Here is a 25,907-nt window from a genome sequence, read left to right as displayed (position 1 = left end):
ATGCGGACTCTGTTTCTGAGTGTGTTGAATCAATGTGTCAGGCGCGTGTCGCAAGCTTCTCGGCGCGCAGGCCCAGCATATACATGGCAACCGTCGCACCGGCAATTGCGGTAATATCGGCATGGTCATAGGCCGGCGCCACTTCGACGATGTCGGAGCCGCGGATGTCGAGAGGCCCGAGTTTGCGCAGCACCGACAGCATCTTGGCGGAGGATGGGCCACCGGCGACCGGCGTGCCAGTGCCAGGCGCATAAGCCGGATCGAGGCAGTCGATGTCGAAGGTCAGGTAGGCCGGCGCCTGGCCGACATGGGCGAGGATGGCATTCGCGATCGCCTGCGCACCCATGTCCTCGACCTCGTAACCCGGGATGATCCTGATGCCGAAATCCTCCGGTGCCTCGGTGCGGATGCCGATCTGGATTGACTTCGTCGGGTCTATCACGCCTTCGCGCACTGCACGGCAGACGAAGGAACCGTGGTCGATCCGCTGGCCATCGTCATCCCAGGTATCCTGATGCGCATCGAAATGCACGAGCGCGAGCGGGCCATGCTTGGCCGCATGGGCCTTGAGGAGCGGCCAGGTCACGAAGTGATCGCCACCGAGGCCGAGCAGATAGGCGCCCGACGAGATGATCCTGGCTGCTTCCTGTTCGATCAGGGCAGGGGTCTTCTGATGGTTGCCGTAGTCGAGCAGCACATCGCCGTAGTCGATGACGGCCATCTCCTCGAAGAGGTCACGGGCAAAAGGATATTGCGGGTCGTTGTCGAAGATGGCGGATGCGCGCCGGATCGCCTGAGGCCCGAAGCGTGCGCCCGGCCGGTTCGAAACGGCGGCGTCGAAGGGAATGCCGAGCACGACCGCGTCAACGTCGGAGAGATCCTTCGAGTATTTCCGGCGCATGAAGGAGAGCACGCCGGCATAGGTCGGGTCCGTCGCGGCCCCACGCACGGCCTTGGCGGTGAAGGCGTTGTCGATCGTCTTGCTGGCCATGATGCTCTCCGTTGGAAATTTGATCAAATTATAGGCTGAGCTGCTGCGGTCAAGCTGCGGTGTGGAGCCGCGAAACGAAAAAAGGCGGAGCCGAAGCCCCGCCTTGATTTCCGTTTCCGGTCGTCCAGCGATTAACGCTTGGAGAACTGGAACGAACGACGGGCCTTGGCCTTGCCGTACTTCTTACGCTCGACGACGCGGCTGTCGCGGGTCAGGAAGCCGCCCTTCTTCAGAACGGAGCGCAGGCCCGGTTCGAAGTAGGTGAGGGCCTTCGAGAGACCGTGACGAACTGCACCGGCCTGGCCGGAGAGGCCGCCGCCGTGGACGGTCGCGACGATGTCGAACTGGCCGTCACGGGCAGCTGCGACGATCGGCTGCTGCAGGATCATCTGCAGGACCGGACGGGCGAAGTAGGTGCGGAATTCGCGGCCGTTGATGGTGATCTTGCCGGTGCCCGGCTTGACCCACACGCGGGCAACAGCGTTCTTGCGCTTGCCGGTGGCGTAGGAGCGACCCAGAGAGTCGACCTTGCGGACGTGAGCCGGAGCTGCGTCCTGTGCCGGGGCAAGGTCCTTCAGGGAAGAAAGATCGGCCATACTTAGGCGCTCCTTGTGTTCTTGGCGTTCAGCTTGGCAACGTCGAGAGCGACGGGCTGCTGAGCTTCATGCGGGTGGTTCGTGCCGGCGTAGACGCGCAGGTTCTTCATCTGGCGACGACCGAGCGGGCCGCGCGGGATCATGCGCTCGACGGCCTTCTCGAGAACGCGCTCCGGGAAGCGGCCTTCGATGATCTGGCGAGCCGTACGCTCCTTGATGCCGCCCGGATAACCGGTGTGCCAGTAGTACTTCTTGTCGGCATACTTCTTGCCGGTGAAGACGACCTTTTCGGCATTGATGACGATGACGTTGTCGCCGTCGTCAACATGGGGGGTATAGGTGGCCTTGTGCTTGCCACGCAGGTGCATGGCGATGATGGTGGCGAGGCGGCCGACAACGAGCCCTTCGGCGTCGATGAGGATCCACTTCTTCTCCACCTCTGCAGGCTTCTGAACGAAGGTAGACATTGAGGTCTCTTTCCGTGTGATCCCGCAGTCCGCTATTGCGGTAACTGCAGGCGTTTCTTGTTGCTTGTTTCACGCCGTTTTCGACGCAAAAAAGAAAGCGGTCCCGAAGGGCCGCATTCCGGGGCCGGGTATAGATCTGGCGCCTCGAAAGGTCAATATGCCCGTGCCGTGCGACTCTGTCGAAGACGCAAGCAAAAACAATGGCTTGAGAATGGGGTAATATTTTACCGCATCGCTTATGCGTCTGCGGAGGCGGAATTCACGTCCTAGACCTGCAAGATGCGGCAAAGAATGGAAATATTCCAATGTTTCGTTGAAATAGAACGGGGGTGTTGTGGCTGCACATCTCAACCTATGAGATTGCTAATATTCGCATGAACATAATGAAAACATAAACCGAACGTAATCGGCGGACATCCTCACACGGAGATCGCCATGTCGCTTGAACGTCGTATTTCGCTTGTCACTCTCGGCGTTTCCGACGTCGCCCGCAGCACCGAATTCTACGCCAGGCTCGGCTGGTCGAAATCCTCAGCTTCCAACGACAACGTCACCTTCATCCAGCTGAAAGGCGTCGCGCTCGGTCTCTTCTCCCGAGCAAGCCTGGCCGAGGACGCCCATGTCGAGGACACGCCGCCCGGCTTTTCCGGCGTGACGCTTGCCTACAATGTCTCGAGCGAGATCGGCGTCGATGCCGTCGTGAAATTCGCTGTCTCCTGTGGCGCAAAGCTCGTGAAGGCACCGGAGAAAGTTTTCTGGGGCGGCTATTCCGGCTATGTCGCCGATCCCGACGGCCACCTCTGGGAAATCGCTTTCAATCCGTTCTTCCCCCTGGATGAACATGGGCACGTGGTCTTGCCGGACTGATGATCGGCATTTGAGCGATTTGGGTGCGGGGTCGTTAAGCGGACTTTGCTACGCTCGGCTTGGGACATGTTGGACGGGTAGACCAGAGGCCCTTGCGGGCTGGGAGGAACGTCCATGAACCATGACACCTACCTGAACAGCTATCTCGCCGACATCCTTGCGGCCGCCAAGACCGTCGCGGTCTTGGGCGCATCGCCAGACGACAAGCGTCCGAGCCACTGGATTTCCGGCTTTCTGCTGGGGAAGGGCTACCACGTCTTTCCGGTCAATCCTTCACATCGCGGCGAACGCATTCTCGGCCAGCATGTCTATGGCTCGCTCGCGGAAATCCCCGAGCCTGTCGACCTGGTCGATGTCTTCCGTCGCCCGGAACATCTGGATGCCATCGTCGACGAAGTACTGGCGATGGCACCACGCCCGACCGCTATCTGGTGCCAACTCGGCATACGCAACGACGCGGCCGCCGCCAGGGCGGAAGCCGCAGGCCTCAAGGTCGTGATGAACCACGCGCTGGTTTCCGAATACCCACTGGTCTACGAGCGCCTGCACGCGCCGTCCGTCCAGGGGCACGCAGCCTGAGCCGGCCCGCGGAAATCAGAACCGGACGATCGGCTTGCCGAAGTTGAAGCGGCGCGATTCCGGATCGTAATCCTGGCAATTGAGGACCGGGCATCGCGCGGTGTCCTTGGTCGGGACATAGGCACGCTCGGCATATTCATGCGGATCGCAGAGAGCCGTTCGGGTCACGTAGCGATCGTAAAGCGTCATGTTCTTCACGCGTGTCGACGGGTAGCGCAGGATGGCCGCCCCCTCGTTGATGACGCGCTGGCGAACCTGGTCGCAGGTGAGCTGGGTGGTGTTGTAGCGGGAAATGGCGAGCGCCGGCTGGGCGAGCAGGCTGGCGGATATCGTCATGATGGCAAGCGATGTCGGGCGCATCTCGGTCCTCCTTCTGGTGGTCGCTCAACGTGGAGCCGGGCAGGGCGGTTCCGCCTTGCAGCCCGCAGATGCTACACCATCTAAGTCTCATCATAGGATGGACAAGGAGACGCAGATGGCCGATCACGATCATTACAGTGCGGAGTATCTCAAGGAGATCCTCGCCTCGGTGAAGACCATCGCGCTGGTCGGGGCCTCGCCGAAGCCGGATCGCCCGAGCTTCGGCGTCATGCGCTTCCTGCTTTCCAAGGGCTACAAGGTTCATCCGGTCAATCCCGGACAGGCCGGCAAGGAAATCCTCGGTCAGACCGTCTACGCGACCATGGCCGATATTCCCGAAGCAATCGACATGGTCGATGTTTTCCGGGCGCCGGAATATCTCGGGGAAGTGGTCGCCGATTCGCTCGCGCTCAAAGATCGCCCCAAGGTGATCTGGGGCCAGTTGTCCGTTCGGGACGACGAAGCGGTGAAGCCGGCCGAGGAAGCCGGCATCAAGGTAGTCATGGACCGCTGCCCGGCAATCGAAATCCCAAGGCTCGGTCTTTAAGACCTCACGCTTCGATCAGAACATCCGGATTGGCTCTCAGCGCATTCAGCGTGTCGGCATTGCCGCAATAGTCCATGAAGGTCTGCTCGGCCTTGCCCTGGCGCAGGTGCTGCTTGCACATGTCCTTCGACGAACATTGTGCACAGGTGATCTGCATGTCGCGGAAGAGCCGGCGCATGCGATACTCCACCTCAGCCGGATCGATGTTGAGCGCGCGCATCATGGCCGGCATCTCGTCGGCGGCATGGGGGCCGGCCTTTACCAGCGCCAGCAACTGATGGGCGCTGATCCCGCAATCCTCGGCAAGCGCCTCCACTTCTGTATCCGAAAGGGCTGCCAGCATGTCGCTTTCGGTGGTGTTTTCGAAACCCTGGGCGAACCAGGAGAGAATCTGCTGCACGGTGTGGCGGACCGGATCGGCAATCGTGAGTGTCATGGGGGCTCTCCTTCGACTGGCGACAAGAATGCCACCGCGCCACCCCTGCGCATTGACCTCGATCAAGCAGGAAATTCCCCAATCGGTGCTTCTCTTGGAATAATCCGGGGCTGACATCGGGCAGCGAGCCTTTATGATCCGGCCCGACGTCATCAAGGGAGGACAACACAATGTCGGAAAACAATCCGGGTTTCGCAACGCTCGCCATTCACGCCGGTGCCCAGCCGGACCCTACGACAGGCGCGCGCATCACACCGATCTACCAGACCACGGCCTATGTCTTCAACGACAGCGACCATGCCGCAAACCTCTTTGCACTCAAGGAGTTCGGCAATATCTACACGCGCATCATGAACCCGACCCAGGGCGTTCTGGAAGAGCGCGTGGCAGCTCTGGAAGGCGGCACGGCAGCACTCGCCGTTGCCTCGGGTCACGCCGCGCAGCTCCTGATCTTCCACGCTCTGATGCAGCCGGGCGACAACTTCGTCGCGGCGAAGAAGCTCTATGGCGGCTCGATCAACCAGTTCGGTCATGCCTTCAAGAACTTCGGCTGGCAGGTCCGCTGGGCCGATCCCGCCGATCCGGAGAGCTTTGCCGCCCAGATCGATGACAAGACCAAGGCCGTCTACATCGAGAGCCTGGCCAATCCCGGCGGCACCTTCGTCGATATCGCAGCCATTGCAGAGGTTGCGCACCGCCACGGCCTGCCGCTGATCGTCGACAATACCATGGCGAGCCCCTATCTCATCCGCCCGCTGGAACATGGCGCCGACATCATCGTGCATTCCGCCACCAAGTTCCTCGGCGGCCATGGCAATTCCATGGGTGGCATCATCGTCGACGGCGGCACCTTCGACTGGTCGGCCAAGCCGGGCAAATATCCGATGCTCTCGGAGCCGCGTCCGGAATATAATGGCGTTGTCCTGCACCAGACCTTCGGCAACTTTGCCTTCGCCATCGCCTGCCGCGTCCTCGGTCTGCGTGACCTTGGGCCCGCGATTGCGCCAATGAACGCCTTCCTGCTCCTGACCGGCATCGAAACCCTGCCGCTCAGAATGCAGCGCCACTGCGATAACGCCATGAAGGTGGCGACCTGGCTGAAGAGCCACCCGAAGGTCGCCTGGGTGAACTATGCGGGCCTAGCTGACGATCCAAACAATGCGCTGCAGAAGCGATACTCGCCGAAGGGCGCCGGATCTGTCTTCACCTTCGGCATCAAGGGCGGTCTCGAAGCCGGCAAGGCGCTGGTCGGTGGCTTGAAGCTCTTCTCGCATCTTGCCAACATCGGCGACACCCGTTCGCTCATCATCCACCCGGCGTCGACCACCCATGCGCAGCTCTCCGAAGAGCAGCAGATCGCAGCCGGCGCGGGACCCGATGTCGTGCGTTTGTCCATCGGTATCGAAGACGCGGAAGACATCATCGCGGATCTCGAACAGGCGCTGTCGCTCGCCTGATAACGCGTGACCTCTGTTAGCCCGGCCGTGGCTCCGCGGAACCACGGCCGGGCTTTGCTGTTGGACTTCTCTCATCCCCAAGGAAGGAGATTTCCAATGAAGCTGAAGGCCATAGCCTTGAACGCCACGCTGAAGGGCAGCACCGGCGAGCCATCCTCCACCGACCGCATGTTGAGCCTGATCGCCGCTGCCATGGGCAAGGAGGAGGTGGAGACCGAAACCGTCCGGCTTGCCGATCACGACATCCGCCCAGGCGTGACGTCAGACGAGGGCCCCGGCGACGCATGGCCTGCCATCCGCGAAAAGATCCTCGCCGCCGACATTCTTGTGCTCGGTACGCCCATCTGGCTCGGCCAGCCGTCGAGCGTCTGCAAACGCGCGCTCGAGCGGATGGATGCCTTTCTGTCCGAGACCGATGATGAGGGGCGCATGGTCTCCTATGGAAAGGTCGCTGCCGTCGCGGTCGTTGGCAACGAGGACGGCGCGCACCACGTCTCAGCCGAACTCTACCAGGCCCTGAACGATGTCGGCTTTACCATTGCTTCGAATGCGGTCGCCTACTGGGTTGGAGAAGCGATGGGCAGCACCGACTTCAAGGATCTCGATCCGATGCCGGAAAAGGTGACGACAACCGTCGGCATGGTGGCCCGCAACACGGTGCATTTGGCCCGCCTCCTGGGAGACAACCCCTATCCGCCGCAGAAATGAGACCGGCCGCGTGGATTTTGCGCGCGGCTTGAGGCAAGACTGACGGGCCGGCATCCGAGGATGCCCGGCCCGTTGCCGCATTTGTCTTCGCTCAGGAGCCCGCCATGTCTGCCGCCCTCGCTTTCGATCCGTCGACCGTCACCCCGGAAGAGGGCGCGCCCGCACCGGACCGCCTCATCTCAGGCGATCCGCGTTTCACCACCTGGAACCTGGAAGAGGCAGAAGGCGGCGTCTATGCCGGCATCTGGCAGTCGACGCCGGGCAAGTGGCGGATCGTCTATGACGAGTGGGAGTATTTCCACATTCTCGAAGGCCACTCTGTCGTTACCGAAGATGGCGGTGACCCGATTCACCTGAAGGCCGGCGACCGCCTGATCCTCAGACCGGGCTTCAAGGGAACCTGGGAAGTCCTTGAAACGACTCGCAAGGATTACGTCATCCGGCTCTAGTCTGCGGGGCGTCACCTGCCTCGAATGTGCGGCAGATCACTGACGGTCCATCACCGATCAGGCTAGGACGCCGCCCTTACATTGCAGCGCCGGATAACCTGAATGACCATTGTTCGCTTCGCCCTCATCGTCATCGTCGGGCTTTTTGTTGTCGTCGGTGGCCGCTGGTACGCCTATGTCAGCAATACCAGCAGCCCCTATGACGAAGTGGGAATCGAGATCAACAGCCGTCTTCCGCATGGTCTCCGGAAATGGGGATGCGATCGGCTGCAACAGTCTTTTCCGGAGAGTGTCCCGCCCTATGGCTGCGGCGCTCCGGATAGCCGGAGTTGGATCTGAGCACCTGCGCCGGACAAGGAAGTGATTAGCCCGCTCTCAGACGGGCCGCTGCCGCCTCGTGTTCGGCGACCAAGGTCGCATCCTCGGCCGAGACTTTCTGGATGCTCGCGCGGCTGCCGATGCGGTCCATATAGGCCTGGAAAGCGGGCCGAGCCTCGACCAGCCCGAACATCGTCGTCCAGCGCAAGGCGATGCCCCAGAGCAGGTCGGCGGCTGTGAAGCGCTCGCCGAGCAGATAGGGGCCTGTCTTCAGCGTCTCCTCGAGCAGATCGATGAGCGACTCATAGCTCGCATACGGCGTCTCGTTCATCGAACCCTGCTCGCGCTTCAGATGGCGGTCCACGACGGCCGGCTCGAAGCAGCTCCCATAGATGAACAGCCAGCGGACATAGGCGCCACGATCGGGGTCGGTCAGCGCCGGGGCAAGACCCGCTTCGGGAAAGAGATCCGCGAGATAAAGATAGATCGCGCCCTGTTCCGTGATCAGCGTTTCGCCGACACGCACGGCCGGCACCTTGCCGAGCGGATTGATCGCGAGATAGGCCGGCTGGCGCTGCTCGCCCGTCTTCATGTTCAGCACATGAAGCTTATACGGCACGTCCAGCTCCTCCAGAAGCACGCGCGCGCCGGTGGCGCGGGTCTGCGGCGAATAGAAGAGGGTGATCGGCAGGTCCTGGGTCATCGAATTCTCCCTTTGAAATGAGTGGCGCCCTGAGGCGATGGGGAGAGAATGCGCCACCATACCTGTCAGATTGTGTCAGGTTGGTTTAGCATGATGCGGGAAAGAGGATTTTTTCTCCATGCGTGCGAGCCGGCTGATCAACATCCTGACCACCCTTCAGGCCAAGGGCCTGGTCACGGCGGAGGCGCTCGCCGACGAAAACGACGTCTCGGTGAGAACGATCTACCGCGACATCGATGCGCTCTCGCTGTCCGGCATCCCCGTCTATAGCGAGCGGGGATCCGATGGCGGCTACCGGCTCTTGGACGGCTATCGGGTTCGCCTGAATGGCCTCACGCCGGCTGAGGCCGAAGCCATGTTCCTGTCGGGCATCCCCGGTGCGGCTGCCGACCTCGGCCTCGGTTCCCTCATGGCCGGCGCGCAGAAGAAGCTGACCGCGGCTTTGCCCGAGGATCTGCGGGAAAGCGCCCGGCGCATGCAGTCGAAGTTTCATCTCGATGCGCCTGCCTGGCTCGCCGAGGGTGAGCAGCCGGTCTATCTGCAGGCCATTGCCGATGCTGTCTGGAATTCGAAGCGTATCCGCATGCGCTACCGGTCTTGGAAGGCGGAGAAGAACCGGCTCGCAGACCCGCTCGGCATCGTGATGAAGGGCGGGGCCTGGTATCTCGTCGCCCGGGTCGACGGCACGCCGCGTACCTATCGCATCTCGCGCGTCCTGGACCTGATCGTGACCGAAGAGCGCTTCGACTGGCCGCGCGACTTCGACCTTGCCGCCTACTGGAGCGAGAACACCCGCCGGCTCGAGCTGGAGCTTTATCCGAACCGGGCAATGATCCGCCTCTCTCCCTGGGGCCTCAAGGAGATCGAACATATGGCGCCGCCCTATGTGCGCGCCAATCTCGAACTGCTCGGTGAGCCTGATGCTCTCGGCTGGCGCACCGCAAGCCTTCCCGTAGCGCATGAGCGCATGGCGGTGTCCGAGTTCCTGAAGCTCGGCATCGAGGTCGAGGTTCTCGATCCGCCGGAACTGAGAGAAGCCATGCGCCGGGCCGCGCACGCTCTGACGGAGCGCTACGCCGGCCCGCCGGCAGTCACCATGTAAGGTCGAGCCGCTCCAGCCCGTGGAAGTGATAGACGTCCTTCACGCGGGGCGTCTCGGCGATCTTCAGCCCCGGCAACCGCTGGAAGAGCAGGGGCAGGACGATGTTGAGCTCGAGCCGGGCGAGCGGTGCCCCGATGCAGAAGTGAATGCCGGCGCCGAAGGAAAGATTGGCGCCCTCATCACGCGAAGGCTTGAATTCGAGCGGTTCGGGAAACTTCTGCGGATCGAGATTGGCGGCTGCGAGAATGAGGCTCACCTTGTCGCCGCGCTTGAAGCTGACGCCATCGATGTCGCAGGGCTCCAGGCACCAGCGCTGGAAGATATGGACCGGCGCACAGATGCGAAGCGTCTCCTCGACCGTCCGCTCGGTCGTCTTCTCGTCGGTGAAGAGCGTCGCCGGATCGATGCCGCTGTCGAGGATGACCCGCACCGAATTGCCGATCTGATGCACGGTCGCCTCGTGCCCGGCATTGAGCAGCACGATGGTCGTCGAGATCAGTTCGTCCTCGGTGAGGAACTGGCCTTTGTGCTCGGTGTGGATCATGTGGCTCAGGAGATCGTCGCGTGGCTCGGCCCGACGCTCCGCAATCACCTGCCGCACATAGTCGGCAAACTCCTTGGCCGAGCGATCCGCGGCTTCCTCGTCGGCGCGGCTGCGCTTGAACATGTACATGCCGACATAGTCGTGGCTCCATTTCAAAAGCTGCGGGCCCATCTCTTCGGGAATACCGATCATCCGGGCGATCATCGTCACCGGAATGATGTCGGCGAAGGTCGACAAGAGCTCCGTCTCGCCATCTTTCTCGAAGTCGTCGATCAATCGATTGGTCAGTTCCGTGATCTCCGGCGTCATCTTCTCGACATGGCGGGAGACAAAGGCGCGGTTCACGAGGGTGCGAAGCCGCGTGTGCTCCGGCGGCTCGATTTCGAGCAGCGAGTGCTCCTCAGCCTTGTCGAAGTGGCGGGTATGCGCCGCAGGCTCCGGCATGCCCAGCTCCTCGCGCGTCGCGATATGCAGGATCTGTCGGCCGAAGCGGCGATCGCGCAGAAGCGCATTCACATGGTCATAACCGGTGAAGAACCACTGCTTCTGCTCCTCCCAATAGAAGCTCGGACAGCTGGCATGCAAGGCAGCATACGTCTTGTTTGGGTCGGTGTAGAAGGCCGGGTCGCGGGCGTCGAGAGAGACGCGGCGGGTGACGGGATCGATGGAGAGGAAGGATGTCTGTGTCATGCCCTCTGTTTATCCCCTCGACACCGTTCCGCAAGGGGAGGGGCCGCATCAGTCGTGGAGATTGTTCCCGACCGCTGCGATGCGCTTGAGGATCGCCACCTGCCGGTCGGCCTGGGCGTCGAGATTGTCGCTGCGGGCGGGCGGAACGGTCACGACCTTGCCGTTGGCATTGACGGATGTGCGGTTGCGGCCTTCCGCCTTGGCGGCATAGAGAGCCGTGTCCGCCTGCGCCATCATGCTCTCGAGATCGGCGATGGCGAGTGGCGCGACCGCAATGCCGACGCTGGTCGTGACGTGGATGCGCTGGGTTTCTGCATCGATCGCTCGCTCGGCAAAGGCCATCCGGACCGTTTCCGCAAAGAGCGCTGCATCCTTCGGTTCATTGACCGCAAGCACGGCGGCGAATTCTTCGCCCCCCGTTCTGCCGAAGGCGGCCCGTTGCGGCAGATGCGCCTTGCAGGTCGCCGAAAATTCGAGAAGCACCCGATCGCCCACCTGATGCCCGTGCCGATCATTGATGTGCTTGAAGTGGTCGAGATCGAAAATGATCATGGCAAGCCCGGCCGAGGGCGCGGAATCGACGAGGTGCTGAAACGCATCCGAGAAACCCCGCCGGTTGAGCGCGCCGGTCAGCGGATCGGCGCGCACCAGCGCCTGGAGCCGTTCCTCCGAGCGATCCATCATCATCTTGGCGATCAGCGTCATGGCCGTGATGAAGGCGATGAGCCCAACGATGCTGACGGCGACGGCGAGGGTCATCTCGGTAAAGCTCCGCGGCATGATACGCGTGGCTATATAGGCGAAGACGAGACAGGCGCCAGCCTGCAGAAACCAGACCGTCGCGAGCATCACGCGATACCGCCGGGTCGAAAAGGTGCCCGTGAGGACGATCACCCCGAGTGCCGCCAGCCCGGCCGCTGCCGCGACATTGTAGATCGCCATCCGGTAGCCGATCTCGGCAGTTAAGGCGGGCACAGCATTGCCCGCTACCCAGATGAGGGCGGGCAGGGCGACATAGGCAGGCGCCCGACGGTCGTCGAAGGCGCAAAGCGCCTGACCCCAGCAGATGAAGCCGAGAAGCGAGAGGATGTTGCCGGCATGAATGGAGAGGACATCAGGGATCTGGTCCCTTAGACCGACCATGCCGAGGCCTGTGGCCTGCAGGCCGAACCCGAGGCCGAACCAGAGAAAATGGCGCTGGTCGCGGGCATGCAACCATATGGCAATCAGCAGAATCGCCAGCGTTCCGGCCTGGATGACCCAGAGCAGAAACGCAGTCTTCACGTCGATCACGATCCGCAGTCCTGAAATAATGTCTAAGAATATCCCCGGGACAATGGCTGAGAGTGGTTAACCAGTCCCTAGGATGGAAGGGCCACAAACGGCCATCCAGGCCACCCTGCAATCAGAGGCATCGCGGGCCGATTACCGAAATTTCACCATGTTAGCATCATCTTGTGTATGGATGGGTGCCGCGCGACGCCCCTTGCCGAGAAATGCCCGATCTCCCCGGCCTTGGCGCTGTCCGACCCGTGTTCCGACCATTAAGGATATCCCGTCCTCGTGTCTTGAATGTCGGGGTGCGGACACTCTATGTAGGGGTTGACAGATTTTGTGTGATTCCCGCCACGGACGTGCCGGGGAGAGGCTGAAAAGGACCGACATGACAAATCCCGTTGATACCGCTCTCGCTCTGGTGCCGATGGTCGTCGAACAGACCAATCGTGGCGAGCGCTCCTACGATATCTTCTCCCGACTGCTGAAGGAGCGGATCATCTTCCTGACGGGCCCGGTCGAGGACACGATGGCCTCGCTCGTCTGCGCGCAGTTGCTCTTCCTCGAGGCTGAAAACCCGAAGAAGGAAATTGCCATCTACATCAATTCACCGGGCGGTGTCGTCACCTCCGGCATGGCGATCTACGATACGATGCAGTTCATTCGTCCGGCCGTTTCGACGCTGTGCATCGGTCAGGCAGCCTCGATGGGCTCGCTGCTGCTCGCCGCTGGCGAAAAGGGCATGCGCTTCGCCACCCCGAACTCCCGCATCATGGTGCACCAGCCATCCGGCGGCTTCCAGGGTCAGGCTTCCGACATTGAGCGCCACGCTCGTGACATTATTAAGATGAAGCGTCGCCTGAACGAGGTCTACGTCAAGCACACGGGCCGGACCTATGACGAAGTGGAAAACACGCTGGATCGTGACCACTTCATGGAATCGAGCGAGGCAAAGGAATGGGGTCTGATCGACCGTATCCTCACCTCGCGCGCCGAAATCGAAGGCGCTGCACCATCGGCTTGATCCGGGCCGAGTTGGTCGGCATCCCCAAGATGCCGGCAGACGTGATGGGCGCCGGGGTTTAAACTCGGCGCAAAAGCGCTAATACTAGGATTAAGGCTATGTTGAATCTTTGTGACATAGTCTGCCGAGAACGGGAGTTTTCGTTGCCGCCGCTCCGACAAGGTCGGGTCGGCTAGTAGCTCCGGATCGGAAAGAGGTTTTCACCAAAGGCGGCGGTGGAAGCTTATCAGTGTGAGTGACCGCCCTGCCGTGACTGCGGTGGCGCGGCGTGCTGGAAGGATAAAGACATGAGCAAGGTCAGCGGAAGCAACGGCGGTGACTCCAAGAATACCCTTTATTGTTCCTTCTGCGGCAAGAGCCAGCACGAGGTCCGCAAGCTGATTGCCGGACCGACGGTGTTCATCTGCGATGAATGCGTCGAACTCTGCATGGACATCATCCGCGAAGAGAACAAGTCTTCGATGGTCAAGTCCCGTGACGGCGTTCCCACGCCGCAGGACATCATCAAGATCCTCGACGAATACGTAATCGGCCAGAAGCAGGCGAAGAAGATCCTGTCGGTGGCCGTGCACAACCACTACAAGCGCCTGTCGCACGCTTCCAAGGGCGGCGACGTCGAACTGGCGAAGTCGAACATCATGCTCGTCGGCCCGACCGGCTGCGGCAAGACCTATCTTGCCCAGACGCTCGCCCGCATCATCGACGTTCCCTTCACCATGGCGGATGCCACGACGCTGACTGAAGCCGGTTACGTCGGTGAAGACGTCGAAAACATCATCCTGAAGCTGCTCCAGGCGGCCGACTACAATGTCGAGCGCGCCCAGCGCGGCATCGTCTACATCGACGAAGTCGACAAGATCTCCCGCAAGTCGGACAACCCCTCGATCACCCGCGACGTGTCGGGCGAGGGCGTCCAGCAGGCACTGCTGAAGATCATGGAAGGCACGGTTGCTTCCGTTCCGCCGCAGGGCGGCCGCAAGCATCCGCAGCAGGAATTCCTGCAGGTCGACACGACGAACATCCTGTTCATCTGCGGCGGCGCCTTTGCCGGCCTCGACAAGATCATCTCTGCCCGTGGCGAGAAGACCTCGATCGGCTTCGGTGCAACCGTCAAGGCAGAAGACGATCGCCGCGTTGGCGAAGTCCTGCGCGAACTCGAGCCGGAAGATCTGGTCAAGTTCGGCCTCATCCCGGAATTCATCGGCCGTCTGCCGGTTCTGGCAACGCTCGAAGACCTCGATGAGGATGCGCTGATCCAGATCCTGTCGGAGCCGAAGAACGCGCTCGTCAAGCAGTACCAGCGCCTGTTCGAGATGGAAGACGTCGAACTGACCTTCCACGAGGACGCTCTGCGCGAGATCGCCCGCAAGGCCATCACCCGCAAGACCGGTGCGCGTGGCCTGCGTTCGATCATGGAAAAGATCCTGCTCGACACGATGTTCGAACTGCCGGAGCTCGAAGGCGTTCGCGAAGTCGTCATCTCCGACGACGTCGTCAACGGCAGCTCGCGTCCGCTCTACATCTATGCGGATCGCCAGGAAGAAAAGGCCAACGCCTCGGCCTGATCCTGACCGCAGAAGAAGCATTGAGAGCCCGCCCGACAAAGGCGGGCTCTTTCTTTTTGGGCTGGCTGTGGTTTTCCCCGACCAAAGCACCAGATTTACCGCATGATCTGTTGAAAGGCCTGCTGATTGGGCTAGAACAGAAGCGAGAGTGAACGCCTGTGTGCTGCGTTGCCGTCACCGCGTATCCGCGTCCCCGATCAGATCATGCATCAACATTCGCCGGCCGGGCGACGAAGTGACGCGCATGGTTCGCATCAGGTCCGCACCCTAGTGTGAAAGTTGAGAGTGTCTGTCATGCTGATGTCACAGATTCGGGTGCGGCCCGGGCGCAAGGCTTGAATTGGCGGGAACGCCACTCCACTTGTTGGAGGAACGAAAAATATGCCTGACGCCTCTTTTGGGTCGGCATGAAGTCCCGGTTTCCGCGGGACGTTTGAAAGGAAGTGAAATGACGAATACGTCAGCTGCAAACGAGGTGAACACCTATCCGGTGCTTCCTCTGCGCGACATCGTGGTGTTTCCGCACATGATCGTCCCGCTGTTCGTCGGCCGCGAGAAGTCCATTCGCGCTCTCGAAGAGGTGATGGGCTCGGACAAGCAGATCATGCTGGCCACGCAGATCAATGCGAGCGATGACGACCCAGCTCCGGATGCCATCTACGACGTGGGCACCGTGGCCAACGTCCTGCAGCTCCTGAAGCTGCCCGACGGCACCGTGAAGGTACTGATCGAAGGCCGCGCCCGCGCGAAGGTCGAAAGCTACACCGGCCGCGAAGATTATTACGAAGCCAAGGCACGCGTTCTCGCCGAACCCGCCGAAGACGCCGTCGAAATCGAGGCTTTGTCCCGCTCGGTGGTCTCGGAGTTCGAGAACTACGTCAAGCTGAACAAGAAGATCTCTCCCGAGGTCGTTGGCGCCGCAAGCCAGATCGAGGACTACTCGAAGCTCGCCGATACGGTCGCCTCGCACCTCTCCATAAAGATCACCGAAAAGCAGGAAATGCTGGAAACGGTGAGCGTCAAGACGCGCCTTGAAAAGGCGCTCGGCTTCATGGAAGGCGAGATCTCGGTTCTGCAGGTCGAGAAGCGCATCCGCTCGCGCGTCAAGCGCCAGATGGAGAAGACCCAGCGCGAGTACTACCTCAACGAACAGATGAAGGCGATCCAGAAGGAACTCGGCGACGGCGAAGACGGCCGTGACGAGATGGCCGAACTGGAAGAGCGCATCGCCAAGACCAAGCTTTCCAAGGAAGCCAAGGAAAAGGCGGATGCCGAGCTGAAGAAGCTGCGTCACATGAGCCCGATGTCGGCGGAAGCCACAGTCGTGCGCAACTATCTCGACTGGCTGCTCGGTCTGCCCTGGGGCAAGAAGTCCAAGGTCAAGATTGACCTGAATGCTGCCGAGAAGGTTCTCGACGAGGATCACTTCGGTCTCGACAAGGTCAAGGAGCGCATCGTCGAGTATCTCGCCGTACAGGCGCGTGCGACGAAGCTCAAAGGTCCGATCCTCTGCCTCGTCGGCCCTCCGGGCGTCGGCAAGACCTCACTTGCCAAGTCGATCGCCAAGGCGACCGGCCGCGAATATGTGCGCATGGCGCTCGGTGGCGTCCGTGACGAAGCCGAGATCCGCGGTCACCGCCGCACCTATATCGGCTCGATGCCCGGCAAGATCGTGCAGTCGATGAAGAAGGCTAAGAAGTCCAACCCGCTCTTCCTGCTCGACGAGATCGACAAGATGGGCATGGACTTCCGCGGCGACCCGTCTTCGGCTCTGCTCGAGGTGCTCGATCCGGAACAGAACTCGACCTTCATGGACCACTATCTTGAAGTGGAATATGACTTGTCGAACGTCATGTTCGTGACGACCGCTAACACGCTGAACATCCCGGGTCCGCTGATGGACCGCATGGAGATCATCCGGATCGCCGGCTACACCGAGGATGAAAAGCTCGAGATCGCCAAGCGGCACCTGCTGCCGAAGGCCATCAAGGAACATGCCCTGCGTCCGGAGGAGTTCTCCGTATCCGACAAGGCAATCCTGGCGGTCATCCAGCAATACACCCGCGAAGCCGGTGTTCGCTCCTTCGAACGCGAACTGATGAAGCTCGCCCGTAAGGCCGTCACCGAGATCATCAAGGGCAAGGTCAAGTCGGTTGAAGTCACGGAGAAGAACATCTCCGACTACCTCGGCATCCCGCGCTTCCGCCATGGCGAAGCCGAGGGCGAGGACCAGGTCGGCGTTGTCACGGGTCTGGCCTGGACGGAAGTCGGTGGCGAGCTCCTGACGATCGAAGGCGTCATGATGCCCGGCAAGGGCCGCATGACGGTCACCGGCAACCTGAAGGACGTCATGAAGGAATCGATTTCGGCAGCGGCATCTTATGTCCGCTCGCGCGCCGTCGATTTCGGCGTCGAGCCCCCGCGCTTTGATAAGTCGGACATCCACGTGCACGTGCCGGAAGGCGCAACGCCCAAGGATGGGCCGTCTGCCGGTATCGCCATGGCAACCGCCATCGTATCCATCATGACCGGTATTCCGGTCTCGAAGGATATCGCAATGACGGGCGAAGTGACGCTGCGCGGTCGGGTGCTTCCGATCGGCGGTCTCAAGGAAAAGCTGCTCGCAGCGCTCCGTGGCGGCATCAAGAAGGTTCTGATCCCGGAAGAGAATGCCAAGGATCTGGCGGACATTCCGGACAACGTGAAGAACAACATGGAGATCGTGCCCGTGTCCCGCATGGGCGAGGTCATCCGCCACGCTCTGGTCCGTGTTCCCGAGCCGATCGAGTGGGACGGAACCGTTGAAACGCCGGCCATCGGCGTTGTCGAAGGGGCTGACGAAAGCGGCGCAACGGTCGCTCACTGAGGCAATTCTGCCCTAAGTGAGCCATAAAGGCGCAAAACAGACGAAAAGGCTGGCATTTTTGCCAGCCTTTTTTGTGAACAGCCGCTCAAAAGGCTTGTTTTCCGGGGCTTTCGGGTGCTTTTGAGTTGCGAAGGGCAGAAGCTTTCGTATTCTCCGCCCGACTTAATCATTTGAGTCGTTTCATACCAATCAGAAAGGGTGGAAACATGAACAAGAACGAACTCGTATCCGCGGTCGCCGAGAAGGCTGGCCTCACCAAGGCTGACGCCGCCTCTGCCGTTGATGCCGTTTTTGAAACGGTCCAGGCTGAACTGAAGAACGGCGGCGACATTCGTCTCGCTGGCTTTGGCGCCTTCACCGTCGCCCGTCGCGAAGCCTCCAAGGGCCGCAACCCGTCCACCGGCGCTGAAGTCGACATCCCGGCTCGCAACGTTCCGAAGTTCACGGCCGGCAAGGGCCTGAAGGACGCTGTCAACAGCTGATCCGTCGTGACCGTCGCCACCCTTCGGTGCCGATGGTCAGCTGACACCCTGGTGAGCCCGGTCTCTGTGCCGGGCTTTCTTTTTGCCCATCTTGCGCCGCAGCAGCAGCTGTCATATTTCTGCTAAGCCGGATTGTCCGGCATTCGTTCTCAGGGCGGGGTGAAATTCCCCACCGGCGGTAAAGGAGGAAACTCCAAGCCCGCGAGCGCCTGATCTCCCGAAGGGGAGGGCAGGGTCAGCAGATCCGGTGCAATTCCGGAGCCGACGGTTAAAGTCCGGATGAAAGAGAATGAGGTCAGGCTGCGCTTCCTTCCGCCTTCTGCGCGGATGAGGGATGCGTTGCTGCGCAGCGCCGTATCTGTCCGGATACGGCTTTTCGTCGTCCTCATCTGTCCTGATTTGTGTTGGTCCTTTGGAAAAGGAAATATGACATGAATCAGAGCTCCGTATCTGTTCTGCGCTCCCGGGCCGTCGTCGGTGCCGGTTTCATGGTTCTCGCGGGCATTGCCTTCGCGGCTCTCAACGTCGTCACCCAGTGGCTTGCCATGACGCTTGGCTTCCCGCCGGCCTCGACTGCCTTCTGGCAATATGGCTTTGCGCTGGTCCTCTCTCTGCCGCTGCTCTTCCGCCTCGGTCTGAAGGCGATGAAGACGGCTTATCCCGTCCGCCACATCCTGCGCGTCCTGCTCGCCGCCTTTGGCGTTCAGGCATGGGTTACGGGATTGGCCACCGTCCCGATCTGGCAGGCCATCGCCCTGGTCATGACCTCGCCCTTCTTTATCATCATCGGCGCACGCCTTTTCCTCGGCGAAACGGTCGGTCGCGACCGTTGGTTGGCGACGCTGACGGGCTTTGTCGGTGCGATGATTATCCTCCAGCCCTGGTCGGACACGTTCACCCTGGCGGCCCTCCTGCCGGTGCTATCGGCGCTGCTCTGGGGCGGCTCTTCGCTGATCATGAAGAACCTCACCCACTACGAGGCACCCGAGACCGTCACCGTCTGGCTTCTCGTGCTGCTGACGCCGATCAATGCAGGATTGGCCTTTGCCGGCGGCTTCGCAGTGCCGGAAGGACTGGCGCTGTGGCTGCTGCTCGCGGCCGGCCTGCTGACCGCGCTTGGCCAGTATCTGCTGACGCTTGCCTACAATGCGGCCGATGCAGCCTACGTGCAGCCCTTCGATGACCTGAAGCTGCCCTTGAACGTCTTCGCGGGGTGGCTCGTCTTCGGATACGCGCCAAGCGGCTACCTCTGGCTGGGGGCGCTCCTGATCCTCGGCGCCTCGCTTTTCCTGATGCTGCGCGAGGCCGGCAAGGAAGTATCGCCGATATCGTGAAGCGGTGAAAACTGGGTTCAAGCCCGCATTGTCATCCGACTGTCATCGGACTGCCCCAGAACCCTCTTGTTCCATTTTCGGATACTGGAGGTTTCCCGATGACCAATGGTCTCTCCCGCGTCGCCCTGACGGCGGCGCTCTTTGCATCCGTGGCCCTGCCGGCCGCGGCAGAACAGGTTTTCAACCGCATCGCCACGTTCCCGGTCGCCGCCAATCTGCCGGCCGACAAGGAGAAGCTCACCACGACCTCGGCCGAGATCGTGACCGCCTCGGAAGACGGCAATACGCTCATCTATTCCGACAGCCCGCTCGGCGGCATCGGCTTCATCGATATCACCGACGCCAAGGCCCCTAAGGCCGCTGGCGCGGTGATGATGGATGGCGAGCCCACGTCGGTTGCCGTTGCCGGCGGCAAGGTGCTGGTCGGCGTCAACACGTCCGAGAGCTATACCGCGCCTTCGGGCAAGCTCGCCGTCGTTGATATCGCCTCCAAGGCCGTCGATTCGACCTGCGACATCGGTGGCCAGCCTGACTCGGTTGCTGTTGCCAAGGATGGCTCCTTCGTTGCCATCGCGATCGAAAACGAGCGCGACGAAGACGTCAACGACGGCGCTTTGCCCCAGATGCCGGCTGGCGATCTCGTCATCATCTCGCTGACGGACGGTGTGGCCGACTGCGGCACCATCAAGCGCGTGGCGCTGACAGGTCTCGCCGAAATCGCCCCGGAAGATCCGGAGCCGGAGTTCGTGGCAATCAACAGCCTCGGTGAGATCGCCGTCACGCTGCAGGAGAACAACCACATTGCCATCGTCGACGGCAAGACGGGTGAAGTGAAGTCGCACTTCTCCGCTGGCACGGTCGACCTCGCCGGCATCGACACCAAGTCGGATGGCGCTCTGAAGTTCACCGGCACGAAGGAAGGCGTTCCGCGCGAGCCGGATGCCGTGAAATGGCTGGACGACAATCGCATCGTGATCGCCAACGAAGGCGACTGGAACGGCGGTTCGCGCAGCTTCACGATCTTCGACAAGACCGGCAAGGTCGCCTACGACTCGGGCCCGTCGCTGGAAATGGCCATCGCCCAGATCGGTCACTTCCCCGACAAGCGCGCGCGCTCCAAGGGTATCGAGCCGGAAGGCCTGGAAGCTGCTGCTTTCGGTGACCAGAACTACTTCTTCGTTCTGTCCGAGCGTTCTTCGATTGTCGGCGTCTACAAGGACACGGGTGCCGAGCCTGAACTGGCCCAGCTTCTGCCGTCTGGCGTCTCGCCAGAAGGTGCCGTCGCAATCCCCTCGCGCAACCTGCTGGTCACCGCCAACGAGGTCGACCTCGGCGAAGACGGCGGTCCGCGTTCGCACGTCATGGTTTTTGAACTCGCTGAAGGCACACCGGCCTATCCGATGATCCAGTCGGCTATGGTCGATGGCGCACCGATCGGCTGGGGTGCTCTCTCCGGTCTCGTCGGCGACGCCGAGAAGGCAGGCACGCTCTACGCCGTCAATGACAGCTTCTATTCCATGCAGCCGTCGATCTTCACCATCGACGCGACGCAGAAGCCCGCTGTCGTCACCTCGGCCCTGCCGATCATGCGTGGCGGTGCTGCTGCCCAGAAGCTCGATATCGAGGGCATCACGCTCGACGGCGAAGGCGGCTTCTGGCTCGCCTCGGAAGGCGATGCAGCCAAGCTCGTCGGCCACGGCCTCTACCACGTTGACGCCAAGGGCGAGATCAAGGCGGAGATCGGGTTCCCGACCGAGCTCCTCGCCGGCCAGACCCGCTTCGGTCTCGAAGGCATCACCTCCGTCGGCACCGGCGATGACATGACGCTCTGGATGGCCGTCCAGCGCGAATGGGGCGATGATGAGAAGGGCTCGGTCAAGCTCCTCTCCTACAACCCGAAGTCCAAGGAATGGGGCGCCGTGCGTTATCCGCTCGAAGCGGCTGGCGAAGGCTGGGTCGGTCTCTCCGAGATCACCGCCCATGGCGACCACGTCTACATCGTCGAGCGTGACAACCAGATTGGTGACAACGCCAAGCTCAAGAAGCTTTACCGCGTTGCCATTGCCGACCTGAAGCCCGCCAAGATCGGTGAAGAACTCCCCGTTGTCACCAAGGAAGAAGTCCATGACTTCATCCCGGACCTGAAGGCTGCCACGAACGGCTATGTCGTCGACAAGCTCGAAGGCTTTGCCTTCGACGCCGCCGGCAAGGCCTTCGCCGTCACCGACAACGATGGCGTGGACGATAGCTCGGGTGAGACCCTGTTCTGGGAAGTAAACCTGCAGGGCACCAACTGATCGCAAGATCAGGATGCCTGAAACAAGAGAGGCCGGGTGATCGCTCACCCGGCCTCTTCATTTTGTCGATGTCGGCGCGTTTACCAGCGGTGATGGACATGCGGCGCGATCAGCCGCTCGTAGACATCCCGGGATGCTGCCATCACGTCGGCGGAGAGCGCGGCCAAATCGGACGCCGCAGCGTTGGCCTTGGCCTGCTCGCCATTGCGGGCGCCAGGGATCACCACCGTGACGGCCTCGTGCATCAGGATCCAGCGCAGCGCAAACTGCGCCATGGAGGCGCCTTCCGGCACGAGCTTGCGGACTTCCTCGACTGCTGCGAGGCCGGTTTCGAAGGGAACGCCGGCAAAGGTTTCGCCCACATCGAAGGCTTCGCCATTGCGGTTGAAATTGCGATGGTCTTCCGCAGCAAACTGTGTCGATGCCGTGATCTTGCCCGACAGCAGGCCGCTTGCCAGCGGCACACGGGCGATGACGGCGACGTTGCGGCGCTTGGCTTCCTGGAAGAACAGGCCGGCCGGGCGCTGGCGGAACATGTTGAAGATGATCTGCACCGACGTGACGCCCGGATATTCGATCGCCTTCAGCGCTTCCTCGACCTTCTCGACCGACACACCGTAATGCTTGATCTTGCCGGCCTTGCGGATCTCTTCGAGCCCCTCGAACATCTCCTGGCGGTAATAGACGTCTGTTGGCGGGCAATGCAGCTGCACGAGATCGAGGCTGTCGACCTCGAGGTTTTTCAGGGAGCGGTCGATGAAGGCTTCGATATTGGCCTTGGTGTAGCCGTCGGCCACATGCGGGTTGAGCCTCCGGCCGGCCTTCGAGGCCACCATCGGCCGCTTTCCGCCGCGGGCCTTCAGAACCTCCGCGATGATCTTCTCCGAGCGACCGTCGCCATAGACGTCTGCCGTGTCGATGAAGGTCATCCCGGCGTCAAGCGCTGCGTTCAGCGCCGCCCGACCGTCGGCTTCCGATACTTCGCCCCAGGATCCACCGATCTGCCAGGCGCCGAAGCCGATATCGCTGACGGTGAATTCTGTCCGGCCGAAGGAATGTTCTCTCATGCTGATCTATCTCCCGTGATTGCGGTTTCGAGCTAGCAAGTGGGGCAGGGGGTGGCAAGCTTCAACTGCTTGATTGTTCTGCGGTGATCCGGGCGGGCCTCCAATGCGAATAGGCCACGAGAAGTGAGAGATCAAAATGCCGAAGATGATCCGCAAGGGCGATTTGCCCCAGAAGACATGTCCTGTCTGCCAAAAGCCCTTCGCCTGGCGCAAGAAGTGGGAGCGGGACTGGGAGAATGTCGTCTATTGCTCGGAGCGTTGCCGCCGGACGGGCAAAACCGCAAGCCCGGCGAAGCCGTAGAGGTCTCAGACACACCAGCGATCGGGATCCCATGACAGAGCAGGCTCCGGCGTCCACACGCCTTGCATTCTACGCACTTCCGGCAATTCCCATGGCCGCGATCGCGCTGCCCTTCTACATCGTGCTCCCCACTTTCTACGCCGATCATTTCGCCATCTCGCTGGCAACCATCGGCACCCTGCTGCTCGGCATCCGGCTGATCGATGCCGTCACCGATCCGCTGTTCGGCTGGCTCTCCGACCGTGTCCGGTCCCGCTATGGTCGGCGCCGCTTCTTTTTCGTCATCTCCACACCGCTGACCGCACTCGCCGCCTTCATGGTCTTCTGGCCGCCCGAGGATGCCGGTGTCGGTTATCTGGCCGTCTGGGGCGTGGCGCTTTCGATCGGGGCGACCTGGTCGCTTCTGCCCTACACGGCCTGGGGAGCGGAGCTCGCGACAGGCTATCAGGCGCGGGTCAGGCTCTCCGCCTTTCGCGAGGGCGCAACGCTTGTCGGCTCCCTGATCGCCATCACGCTGCCCTTCGTCGGCGGCCTTGATACGGCTGTTGGTTTCCATGGCCTTGCCTGGATTGCCGTCTTCATCGCCGTCATGCTGCCGGTCGCCGGCCTGCTTGCGGTCGCCACGGTGCCGGAGCCTGTCGACCTCTCGCAACGGAAGCTCTCGTTGCGGGAAGGCTTTGAGCATCTGCGCGCCAATGGCCCGTTTCTGCGCCTTGTCTCCGCATTCCTGCTCAACAGCTTCGCCAATGCCATTCCGGCGTCGCTCTTCATCTATTTCGTCGGCCAGCGCCTCGGCGCACCGGCCATGCAGGGACCCTTGCTCTTCACCTATTTCCTCTGCGCCATCGCCGGCGTGCCGCTCGCCGTTGCCACTGCCAAACGTCTTGGCAAGCACCGTGCGTGGTGTCTGGCGATGATTCTTGCCTGTGCCGTTTTCTCGGTCGCGGGATTCCTGGGTGAAGGCGACGTCATCGCATTCACTGTGGTCTGCGTCATCACCGGCCTGCTGCTTGGCTTCGACCTCACGCTCCCGCCCGCCATCCAGGCCGATGTCATCGACAACGACACCGTCTCTTCGGGCGAGCAGCGCTCTGGCCTCTACTTTGCCGCCTGGAGCTTCATCACCAAGCTTGCGGTGGCGCTGTCCGCCGGTGTCGTCTTCCCGCTGCTCGACCTCGCGGGCTTCATCGGTGACCAGACCGCGACGCAAACACCGGAGGCGCTGACAGCGCTTGGCGCCCTCTATGCCTTCCTGCCGATTCTCCCCAAACTCGCGGCAATCGCGCTGATGTGGAATTTCTCCCTCGACGAGGCCGCCCATCGAAAGCTGCGCGAGAGCCTGGCTTCGAATAGCTGAAGACCGCCCCTTTTTGACAGAGCCGTCATCGGCAGCTAGACCGGCATGGAACGGCTGGCTCCCTGTCACATCGCGCTGACTTTATTCAGTTTCAGCGGCGAACAGGATGCGGGCTCACAGGTTTGTCATCTCGGCGTCATGTTTTATGTTCCAGAACCGGAACGGACGACGGCGTCAGATGCAATCATGATCAGGATAGGTGTTGAATGCGCATAGTGATGATCGGTTCGGGTTATGTCGGCCTTGTGTCGGGAGCCTGCCTCGCGGATTTTGGTCACGAAGTGATCTGTGTCGACAAGTCGACGGAGAAGGTCGAGGCCCTGGAGCGGGGCGAAGTGCCGATCTTCGAGCCGGGGCTTGAAGCCATCATCGCCCATAACCGCGCGGCCGGTCGCCTGAGCTTTTCGCTCGATCTGGCAAAGCCGGTCGCAGCCGCCGACGTCGTCTTCATCGCTGTCGGTACGCCCTCCCGTCGTGGCGACGGCCATGCCGACCTTTCTTACGTTTATGCCGCCGCCCGCGAGATTGCCGCGGCGGTCACCGGTTTCACCGTGGTCGTGACCAAGTCCACGGTGCCGGTCGGCACCGGCGACGAAATCGAGCGGATCTTCCGCGAAGAATTCCCGGACAAGGACATCGCTGTCGTCTCCAATCCCGAATTCCTGCGCGAGGGTGCGGCCATCGCCGACTTCAAGCGGCCGGATCGCATCGTCATCGGCTCTGGCGACGAACGCGCCACTGAATTGATGCGCGAAGTCTACCGCCCGCTCTATCTCAACGAAGCGCCGCTCTATTTCTGCGAACGCCGCACCTCTGAGCTGATCAAATATGCGGCCAACGCCTTCCTGGCGATGAAGATCACCTTCATCAACGAGATCGCCGACCTCTGCGAGCAGATCGGTGCGGACGTGCAGAAAGTCGCCAAGGGCATCGGCATGGACAAGCGCATCGGCGACAAGTTCCTGCATGCCGGGCCGGGCTATGGCGGCTCCTGCTTCCCGAAGGACACGCTGGCGCTGGTCAAGACCGCTCAGGACTTCGACAGCCCCTTGCGGCTCATCGAAACCACGGTCGCGATCAACGACAACCGCAAGCGCGCCATGGGCCGCAAGGTGATCGCTGCCTGTGAGGGCAATGTCCGCGGCAAGAAGATCGCCATGCTCGGCCTGACCTTCAAGCCGAACACCGACGACATGCGCGATGCACCCGCCATAACCATCGTCCAGGCGCTGCTCGATGGCGGTGCCGATGTGCATGTCTTCGATCCCGAAGGCATGGACGCCGCCAAGGCCGTGCTCGGTCCCGTCACCTATGGCAAGAACCCTTACGAGATCGCGGCCGGTGCGGAGGCGATCGTCGTCGTCACCGAATGGGACGAATTCCGCGCGCTCGATTTCCGCCGGCTGAAGCAGGAGATGAAGGCGCCCGTGATCGTCGACCTGCGCAACATCTACAAGCCGGAGGAGATGGAGAAATACGGCTTCAGCCATTTCCCGATCGGCAAGCGCACGGCAAAGGCCTGAGC

26 protein-coding genes and 1 riboswitch are annotated in these 25,907 nt (G+C 61.6%); of the genes, 17 read left to right on the top strand and 9 right to left on the bottom strand.

What is annotated here, in order from left to right; all coding sequences use genetic code 11:
- Window positions 1-37: 37 nt before the first annotated feature.
- The 3 genes from speB to rplM form a co-directional block, all read right to left on the bottom strand.
- On the bottom strand, window positions 38-991 hold the full coding sequence (speB, locus tag FAA86_RS18615; RefSeq protein WP_136542609.1) for an agmatinase: 954 nt from the start codon (window positions 989-991) through the stop codon (window positions 38-40).
- Between the two features lie 131 nt (window positions 992-1,122).
- Window positions 1,123-1,587, bottom strand: coding sequence for a 30S ribosomal protein S9 (gene rpsI, locus FAA86_RS18610; RefSeq protein WP_113378149.1), 465 nt, complete (start codon window positions 1,585-1,587; stop codon window positions 1,123-1,125).
- A 2-nt stretch (window positions 1,588-1,589) separates the two neighbouring features.
- Window positions 1,590-2,054 carry a 50S ribosomal protein L13 gene (gene rplM, locus FAA86_RS18605; protein ID WP_136542608.1) on the bottom strand — a complete coding sequence of 155 codons (465 nt, stop codon included), beginning with the start codon at window positions 2,052-2,054 and terminating at the stop codon, window positions 1,590-1,592.
- Window positions 2,055-2,489: 435 nt separating this feature from the next.
- Between rplM and FAA86_RS18600 the strand changes: the two genes are divergently transcribed.
- Complete coding sequence (locus FAA86_RS18600) at window positions 2,490-2,921, top strand: VOC family protein (RefSeq protein WP_136542607.1); 432 nt, start codon at window positions 2,490-2,492, stop codon at window positions 2,919-2,921.
- Between the two features lie 114 nt (window positions 2,922-3,035).
- Window positions 3,036-3,500 (top strand): CoA-binding protein, encoded by a 465-nt coding sequence (locus tag FAA86_RS18595; RefSeq protein WP_136542606.1) that lies wholly within the window; start codon window positions 3,036-3,038, stop codon window positions 3,498-3,500.
- Between the two features lie 15 nt (window positions 3,501-3,515).
- On the opposite strand, the gene FAA86_RS18590 is transcribed toward FAA86_RS18595, so the two are convergent.
- A complete protein-coding gene (locus tag FAA86_RS18590; protein WP_136542605.1) occupies window positions 3,516-3,860 on the bottom strand; it encodes a hypothetical protein in 345 nt (114 codons plus the stop codon).
- A 115-nt stretch (window positions 3,861-3,975) separates the two neighbouring features.
- On the opposite strand from FAA86_RS18590, the gene FAA86_RS18585 reads away from it, so the two are divergent.
- Window positions 3,976-4,407: a CoA-binding protein gene (locus FAA86_RS18585; RefSeq protein ID WP_136542604.1), complete on the top strand. Its 432-nt coding sequence runs from the start codon at window positions 3,976-3,978 to the stop codon at window positions 4,405-4,407.
- Between the two features lie 4 nt (window positions 4,408-4,411).
- Here the strand turns inward: FAA86_RS18585 and FAA86_RS18580 are convergent, their stop codons facing one another.
- The gene (locus FAA86_RS18580; RefSeq protein ID WP_136542603.1) at window positions 4,412-4,843 is read right to left on the bottom strand and encodes a DUF6455 family protein; all 432 of its coding nucleotides are present in this window, start codon (window positions 4,841-4,843) and stop codon (window positions 4,412-4,414) included.
- Window positions 4,844-5,013: 170 nt separating this feature from the next.
- Here FAA86_RS18580 and FAA86_RS18575 point away from each other — a divergent pair, with 170 nt between their 5' ends.
- From FAA86_RS18575 to FAA86_RS18560, 4 genes are all read left to right on the top strand, one after another.
- Window positions 5,014-6,300, top strand: coding sequence for an O-acetylhomoserine aminocarboxypropyltransferase (locus FAA86_RS18575; protein ID WP_136542602.1), 1,287 nt, complete (start codon window positions 5,014-5,016; stop codon window positions 6,298-6,300).
- Between the two features lie 96 nt (window positions 6,301-6,396).
- Window positions 6,397-7,008 carry a flavodoxin family protein gene (locus FAA86_RS18570; protein WP_136542601.1) on the top strand — a complete coding sequence of 204 codons (612 nt, stop codon included), beginning with the start codon at window positions 6,397-6,399 and terminating at the stop codon, window positions 7,006-7,008.
- Window positions 7,009-7,112: 104 nt separating this feature from the next.
- Window positions 7,113-7,457 (top strand): cupin domain-containing protein, encoded by a 345-nt coding sequence (locus FAA86_RS18565; protein WP_113459375.1) that lies wholly within the window; start codon window positions 7,113-7,115, stop codon window positions 7,455-7,457.
- Between the two features lie 102 nt (window positions 7,458-7,559).
- Window positions 7,560-7,796: a hypothetical protein gene (locus FAA86_RS18560; protein ID WP_167495031.1), complete on the top strand. Its 237-nt coding sequence runs from the start codon at window positions 7,560-7,562 to the stop codon at window positions 7,794-7,796.
- A gap of 25 nt (window positions 7,797-7,821) precedes the next feature.
- Here FAA86_RS18560 and FAA86_RS18555 read toward each other — a convergent pair whose 3' ends face one another.
- On the bottom strand, window positions 7,822-8,478 hold the full coding sequence (locus FAA86_RS18555; RefSeq protein ID WP_136542600.1) for a glutathione S-transferase family protein: 657 nt from the start codon (window positions 8,476-8,478) through the stop codon (window positions 7,822-7,824).
- Between the two features lie 118 nt (window positions 8,479-8,596).
- Here FAA86_RS18555 and FAA86_RS18550 point away from each other — a divergent pair, with 118 nt between their 5' ends.
- Window positions 8,597-9,580: a helix-turn-helix transcriptional regulator gene (locus FAA86_RS18550; RefSeq protein ID WP_136542599.1), complete on the top strand. Its 984-nt coding sequence runs from the start codon at window positions 8,597-8,599 to the stop codon at window positions 9,578-9,580.
- On the opposite strand, the gene FAA86_RS18545 is transcribed toward FAA86_RS18550, so the two are convergent.
- Both FAA86_RS18545 and FAA86_RS18540 read right to left on the bottom strand, forming a co-directional pair.
- The gene (locus FAA86_RS18545) at window positions 9,570-10,814 is read right to left on the bottom strand and encodes a cytochrome P450 (protein WP_136542598.1); all 1,245 of its coding nucleotides are present in this window, start codon (window positions 10,812-10,814) and stop codon (window positions 9,570-9,572) included. The two genes, FAA86_RS18550 and FAA86_RS18545, sit on opposite strands and share 11 nt — an antisense overlap.
- Window positions 10,815-10,862: 48 nt before the next feature.
- Window positions 10,863-12,107, bottom strand: a complete 1,245-nt coding sequence (locus FAA86_RS18540; RefSeq protein ID WP_136542597.1) for a GGDEF domain-containing protein — start codon at window positions 12,105-12,107, stop codon at window positions 10,863-10,865.
- 370 nt (window positions 12,108-12,477) lie between these two features.
- Between FAA86_RS18540 and FAA86_RS18535 the strand changes: the two genes are divergently transcribed.
- The 6 genes from FAA86_RS18535 to FAA86_RS18510 all read left to right on the top strand — a co-directional run bounded on the left by FAA86_RS18535 (window position 12,478) and on the right by FAA86_RS18510 (window position 21,657).
- Window positions 12,478-13,113, top strand: coding sequence for an ATP-dependent Clp protease proteolytic subunit (locus tag FAA86_RS18535; protein WP_113459380.1), 636 nt, complete (start codon window positions 12,478-12,480; stop codon window positions 13,111-13,113).
- Window positions 13,114-13,400: 287 nt separating this feature from the next.
- The gene (gene clpX / locus FAA86_RS18530) at window positions 13,401-14,678 is read left to right on the top strand and encodes an ATP-dependent Clp protease ATP-binding subunit ClpX (protein WP_113459381.1); all 1,278 of its coding nucleotides are present in this window, start codon (window positions 13,401-13,403) and stop codon (window positions 14,676-14,678) included.
- A 448-nt stretch (window positions 14,679-15,126) separates the two neighbouring features.
- Entirely contained in the window at window positions 15,127-17,544 is a 2,418-nt protein-coding gene (lon, locus tag FAA86_RS18525) for an endopeptidase La (RefSeq protein WP_113459382.1), read from the top strand.
- Window positions 17,545-17,750: 206 nt separating this feature from the next.
- Window positions 17,751-18,026 carry a DNA-binding protein HupB gene (hupB, locus tag FAA86_RS18520; RefSeq protein ID WP_006727558.1) on the top strand — a complete coding sequence of 92 codons (276 nt, stop codon included), beginning with the start codon at window positions 17,751-17,753 and terminating at the stop codon, window positions 18,024-18,026.
- Window positions 18,027-18,167: 141 nt separating this feature from the next.
- Window positions 18,168-18,321: riboswitch (FMN riboswitch) on the top strand.
- 136 nt (window positions 18,322-18,457) lie between these two features.
- On the top strand, window positions 18,458-19,360 hold the full coding sequence (locus FAA86_RS18515; RefSeq protein WP_136542596.1) for a DMT family transporter: 903 nt from the start codon (window positions 18,458-18,460) through the stop codon (window positions 19,358-19,360).
- A 98-nt stretch (window positions 19,361-19,458) separates the two neighbouring features.
- Window positions 19,459-21,657, top strand: a complete 2,199-nt coding sequence (locus FAA86_RS18510; RefSeq protein WP_136542595.1) for an esterase-like activity of phytase family protein — start codon at window positions 19,459-19,461, stop codon at window positions 21,655-21,657.
- Window positions 21,658-21,737: 80 nt separating this feature from the next.
- Here FAA86_RS18510 and FAA86_RS18505 read toward each other — a convergent pair whose 3' ends face one another.
- Window positions 21,738-22,724 carry an aldo/keto reductase gene (locus FAA86_RS18505; protein WP_136542594.1) on the bottom strand — a complete coding sequence of 329 codons (987 nt, stop codon included), beginning with the start codon at window positions 22,722-22,724 and terminating at the stop codon, window positions 21,738-21,740.
- A 136-nt stretch (window positions 22,725-22,860) separates the two neighbouring features.
- On the opposite strand from FAA86_RS18505, the gene FAA86_RS18500 reads away from it, so the two are divergent.
- From FAA86_RS18500 to FAA86_RS18490, 3 genes are all read left to right on the top strand, one after another.
- Window positions 22,861-23,025 (top strand): DUF2256 domain-containing protein, encoded by a 165-nt coding sequence (locus tag FAA86_RS18500; protein WP_136542593.1) that lies wholly within the window; start codon window positions 22,861-22,863, stop codon window positions 23,023-23,025.
- Between the two features lie 31 nt (window positions 23,026-23,056).
- Window positions 23,057-24,382: an MFS transporter gene (locus FAA86_RS18495; protein ID WP_136542592.1), complete on the top strand. Its 1,326-nt coding sequence runs from the start codon at window positions 23,057-23,059 to the stop codon at window positions 24,380-24,382.
- 206 nt (window positions 24,383-24,588) lie between these two features.
- Window positions 24,589-25,905: a UDP-glucose dehydrogenase family protein gene (locus FAA86_RS18490; protein ID WP_136542591.1), complete on the top strand. Its 1,317-nt coding sequence runs from the start codon at window positions 24,589-24,591 to the stop codon at window positions 25,903-25,905.
- Window positions 25,906-25,907 lie beyond the last annotated feature (2 nt).

It is taken from the genome of Rhizobium rosettiformans W3, assembly GCF_004912135.1.
GTDB lineage: Bacteria > Pseudomonadota > Alphaproteobacteria > Rhizobiales > Rhizobiaceae > Allorhizobium > Allorhizobium rosettiformans.
The sequence above is the reverse complement of the archived record's forward strand: the minus strand, read 5'-3'. Positions and strand labels throughout refer to the sequence as shown.

Coding starts and splice junctions, on each gene's coding strand:
- lon (WP_113459382.1), top strand. CDS start 15,127: ATGACGAATACGTCAGCTGCAAACGAGGTGAACACCTATCCGGTGCTT.
- hupB (WP_006727558.1), top strand. CDS start 17,751: ATGAACAAGAACGAACTCGTATCCGCGGTCGCCGAGAAGGCTGGCCTC.
- FAA86_RS18580 (WP_136542603.1), bottom strand. CDS start 4,843: ATGACACTCACGATTGCCGATCCGGTCCGCCACACCGTGCAGCAGATT.
- FAA86_RS18495 (WP_136542592.1), top strand. CDS start 23,057: ATGACAGAGCAGGCTCCGGCGTCCACACGCCTTGCATTCTACGCACTT.
- FAA86_RS18560 (WP_167495031.1), top strand. CDS start 7,560: ATGACCATTGTTCGCTTCGCCCTCATCGTCATCGTCGGGCTTTTTGTT.
- FAA86_RS18550 (WP_136542599.1), top strand. CDS start 8,597: ATGCGTGCGAGCCGGCTGATCAACATCCTGACCACCCTTCAGGCCAAG.
- FAA86_RS18565 (WP_113459375.1), top strand. CDS start 7,113: ATGTCTGCCGCCCTCGCTTTCGATCCGTCGACCGTCACCCCGGAAGAG.
- FAA86_RS18545 (WP_136542598.1), bottom strand. CDS start 10,814: ATGACACAGACATCCTTCCTCTCCATCGATCCCGTCACCCGCCGCGTC.
- FAA86_RS18500 (WP_136542593.1), top strand. CDS start 22,861: ATGCCGAAGATGATCCGCAAGGGCGATTTGCCCCAGAAGACATGTCCT.
- speB (WP_136542609.1), bottom strand. CDS start 991: ATGGCCAGCAAGACGATCGACAACGCCTTCACCGCCAAGGCCGTGCGT.
- FAA86_RS18555 (WP_136542600.1), bottom strand. CDS start 8,478: ATGACCCAGGACCTGCCGATCACCCTCTTCTATTCGCCGCAGACCCGC.
- FAA86_RS18505 (WP_136542594.1), bottom strand. CDS start 22,724: ATGAGAGAACATTCCTTCGGCCGGACAGAATTCACCGTCAGCGATATC.
- clpX (WP_113459381.1), top strand. CDS start 13,401: ATGAGCAAGGTCAGCGGAAGCAACGGCGGTGACTCCAAGAATACCCTT.
- FAA86_RS18585 (WP_136542604.1), top strand. CDS start 3,976: ATGGCCGATCACGATCATTACAGTGCGGAGTATCTCAAGGAGATCCTC.
- FAA86_RS18595 (WP_136542606.1), top strand. CDS start 3,036: ATGAACCATGACACCTACCTGAACAGCTATCTCGCCGACATCCTTGCG.
- FAA86_RS18490 (WP_136542591.1), top strand. CDS start 24,589: ATGCGCATAGTGATGATCGGTTCGGGTTATGTCGGCCTTGTGTCGGGA.
- FAA86_RS18600 (WP_136542607.1), top strand. CDS start 2,490: ATGTCGCTTGAACGTCGTATTTCGCTTGTCACTCTCGGCGTTTCCGAC.
- rplM (WP_136542608.1), bottom strand. CDS start 2,054: ATGTCTACCTTCGTTCAGAAGCCTGCAGAGGTGGAGAAGAAGTGGATC.
- FAA86_RS18590 (WP_136542605.1), bottom strand. CDS start 3,860: ATGCGCCCGACATCGCTTGCCATCATGACGATATCCGCCAGCCTGCTC.
- FAA86_RS18515 (WP_136542596.1), top strand. CDS start 18,458: ATGAATCAGAGCTCCGTATCTGTTCTGCGCTCCCGGGCCGTCGTCGGT.
- rpsI (WP_113378149.1), bottom strand. CDS start 1,587: ATGGCCGATCTTTCTTCCCTGAAGGACCTTGCCCCGGCACAGGACGCA.
- FAA86_RS18575 (WP_136542602.1), top strand. CDS start 5,014: ATGTCGGAAAACAATCCGGGTTTCGCAACGCTCGCCATTCACGCCGGT.
- FAA86_RS18535 (WP_113459380.1), top strand. CDS start 12,478: ATGACAAATCCCGTTGATACCGCTCTCGCTCTGGTGCCGATGGTCGTC.
- FAA86_RS18510 (WP_136542595.1), top strand. CDS start 19,459: ATGACCAATGGTCTCTCCCGCGTCGCCCTGACGGCGGCGCTCTTTGCA.
- FAA86_RS18570 (WP_136542601.1), top strand. CDS start 6,397: ATGAAGCTGAAGGCCATAGCCTTGAACGCCACGCTGAAGGGCAGCACC.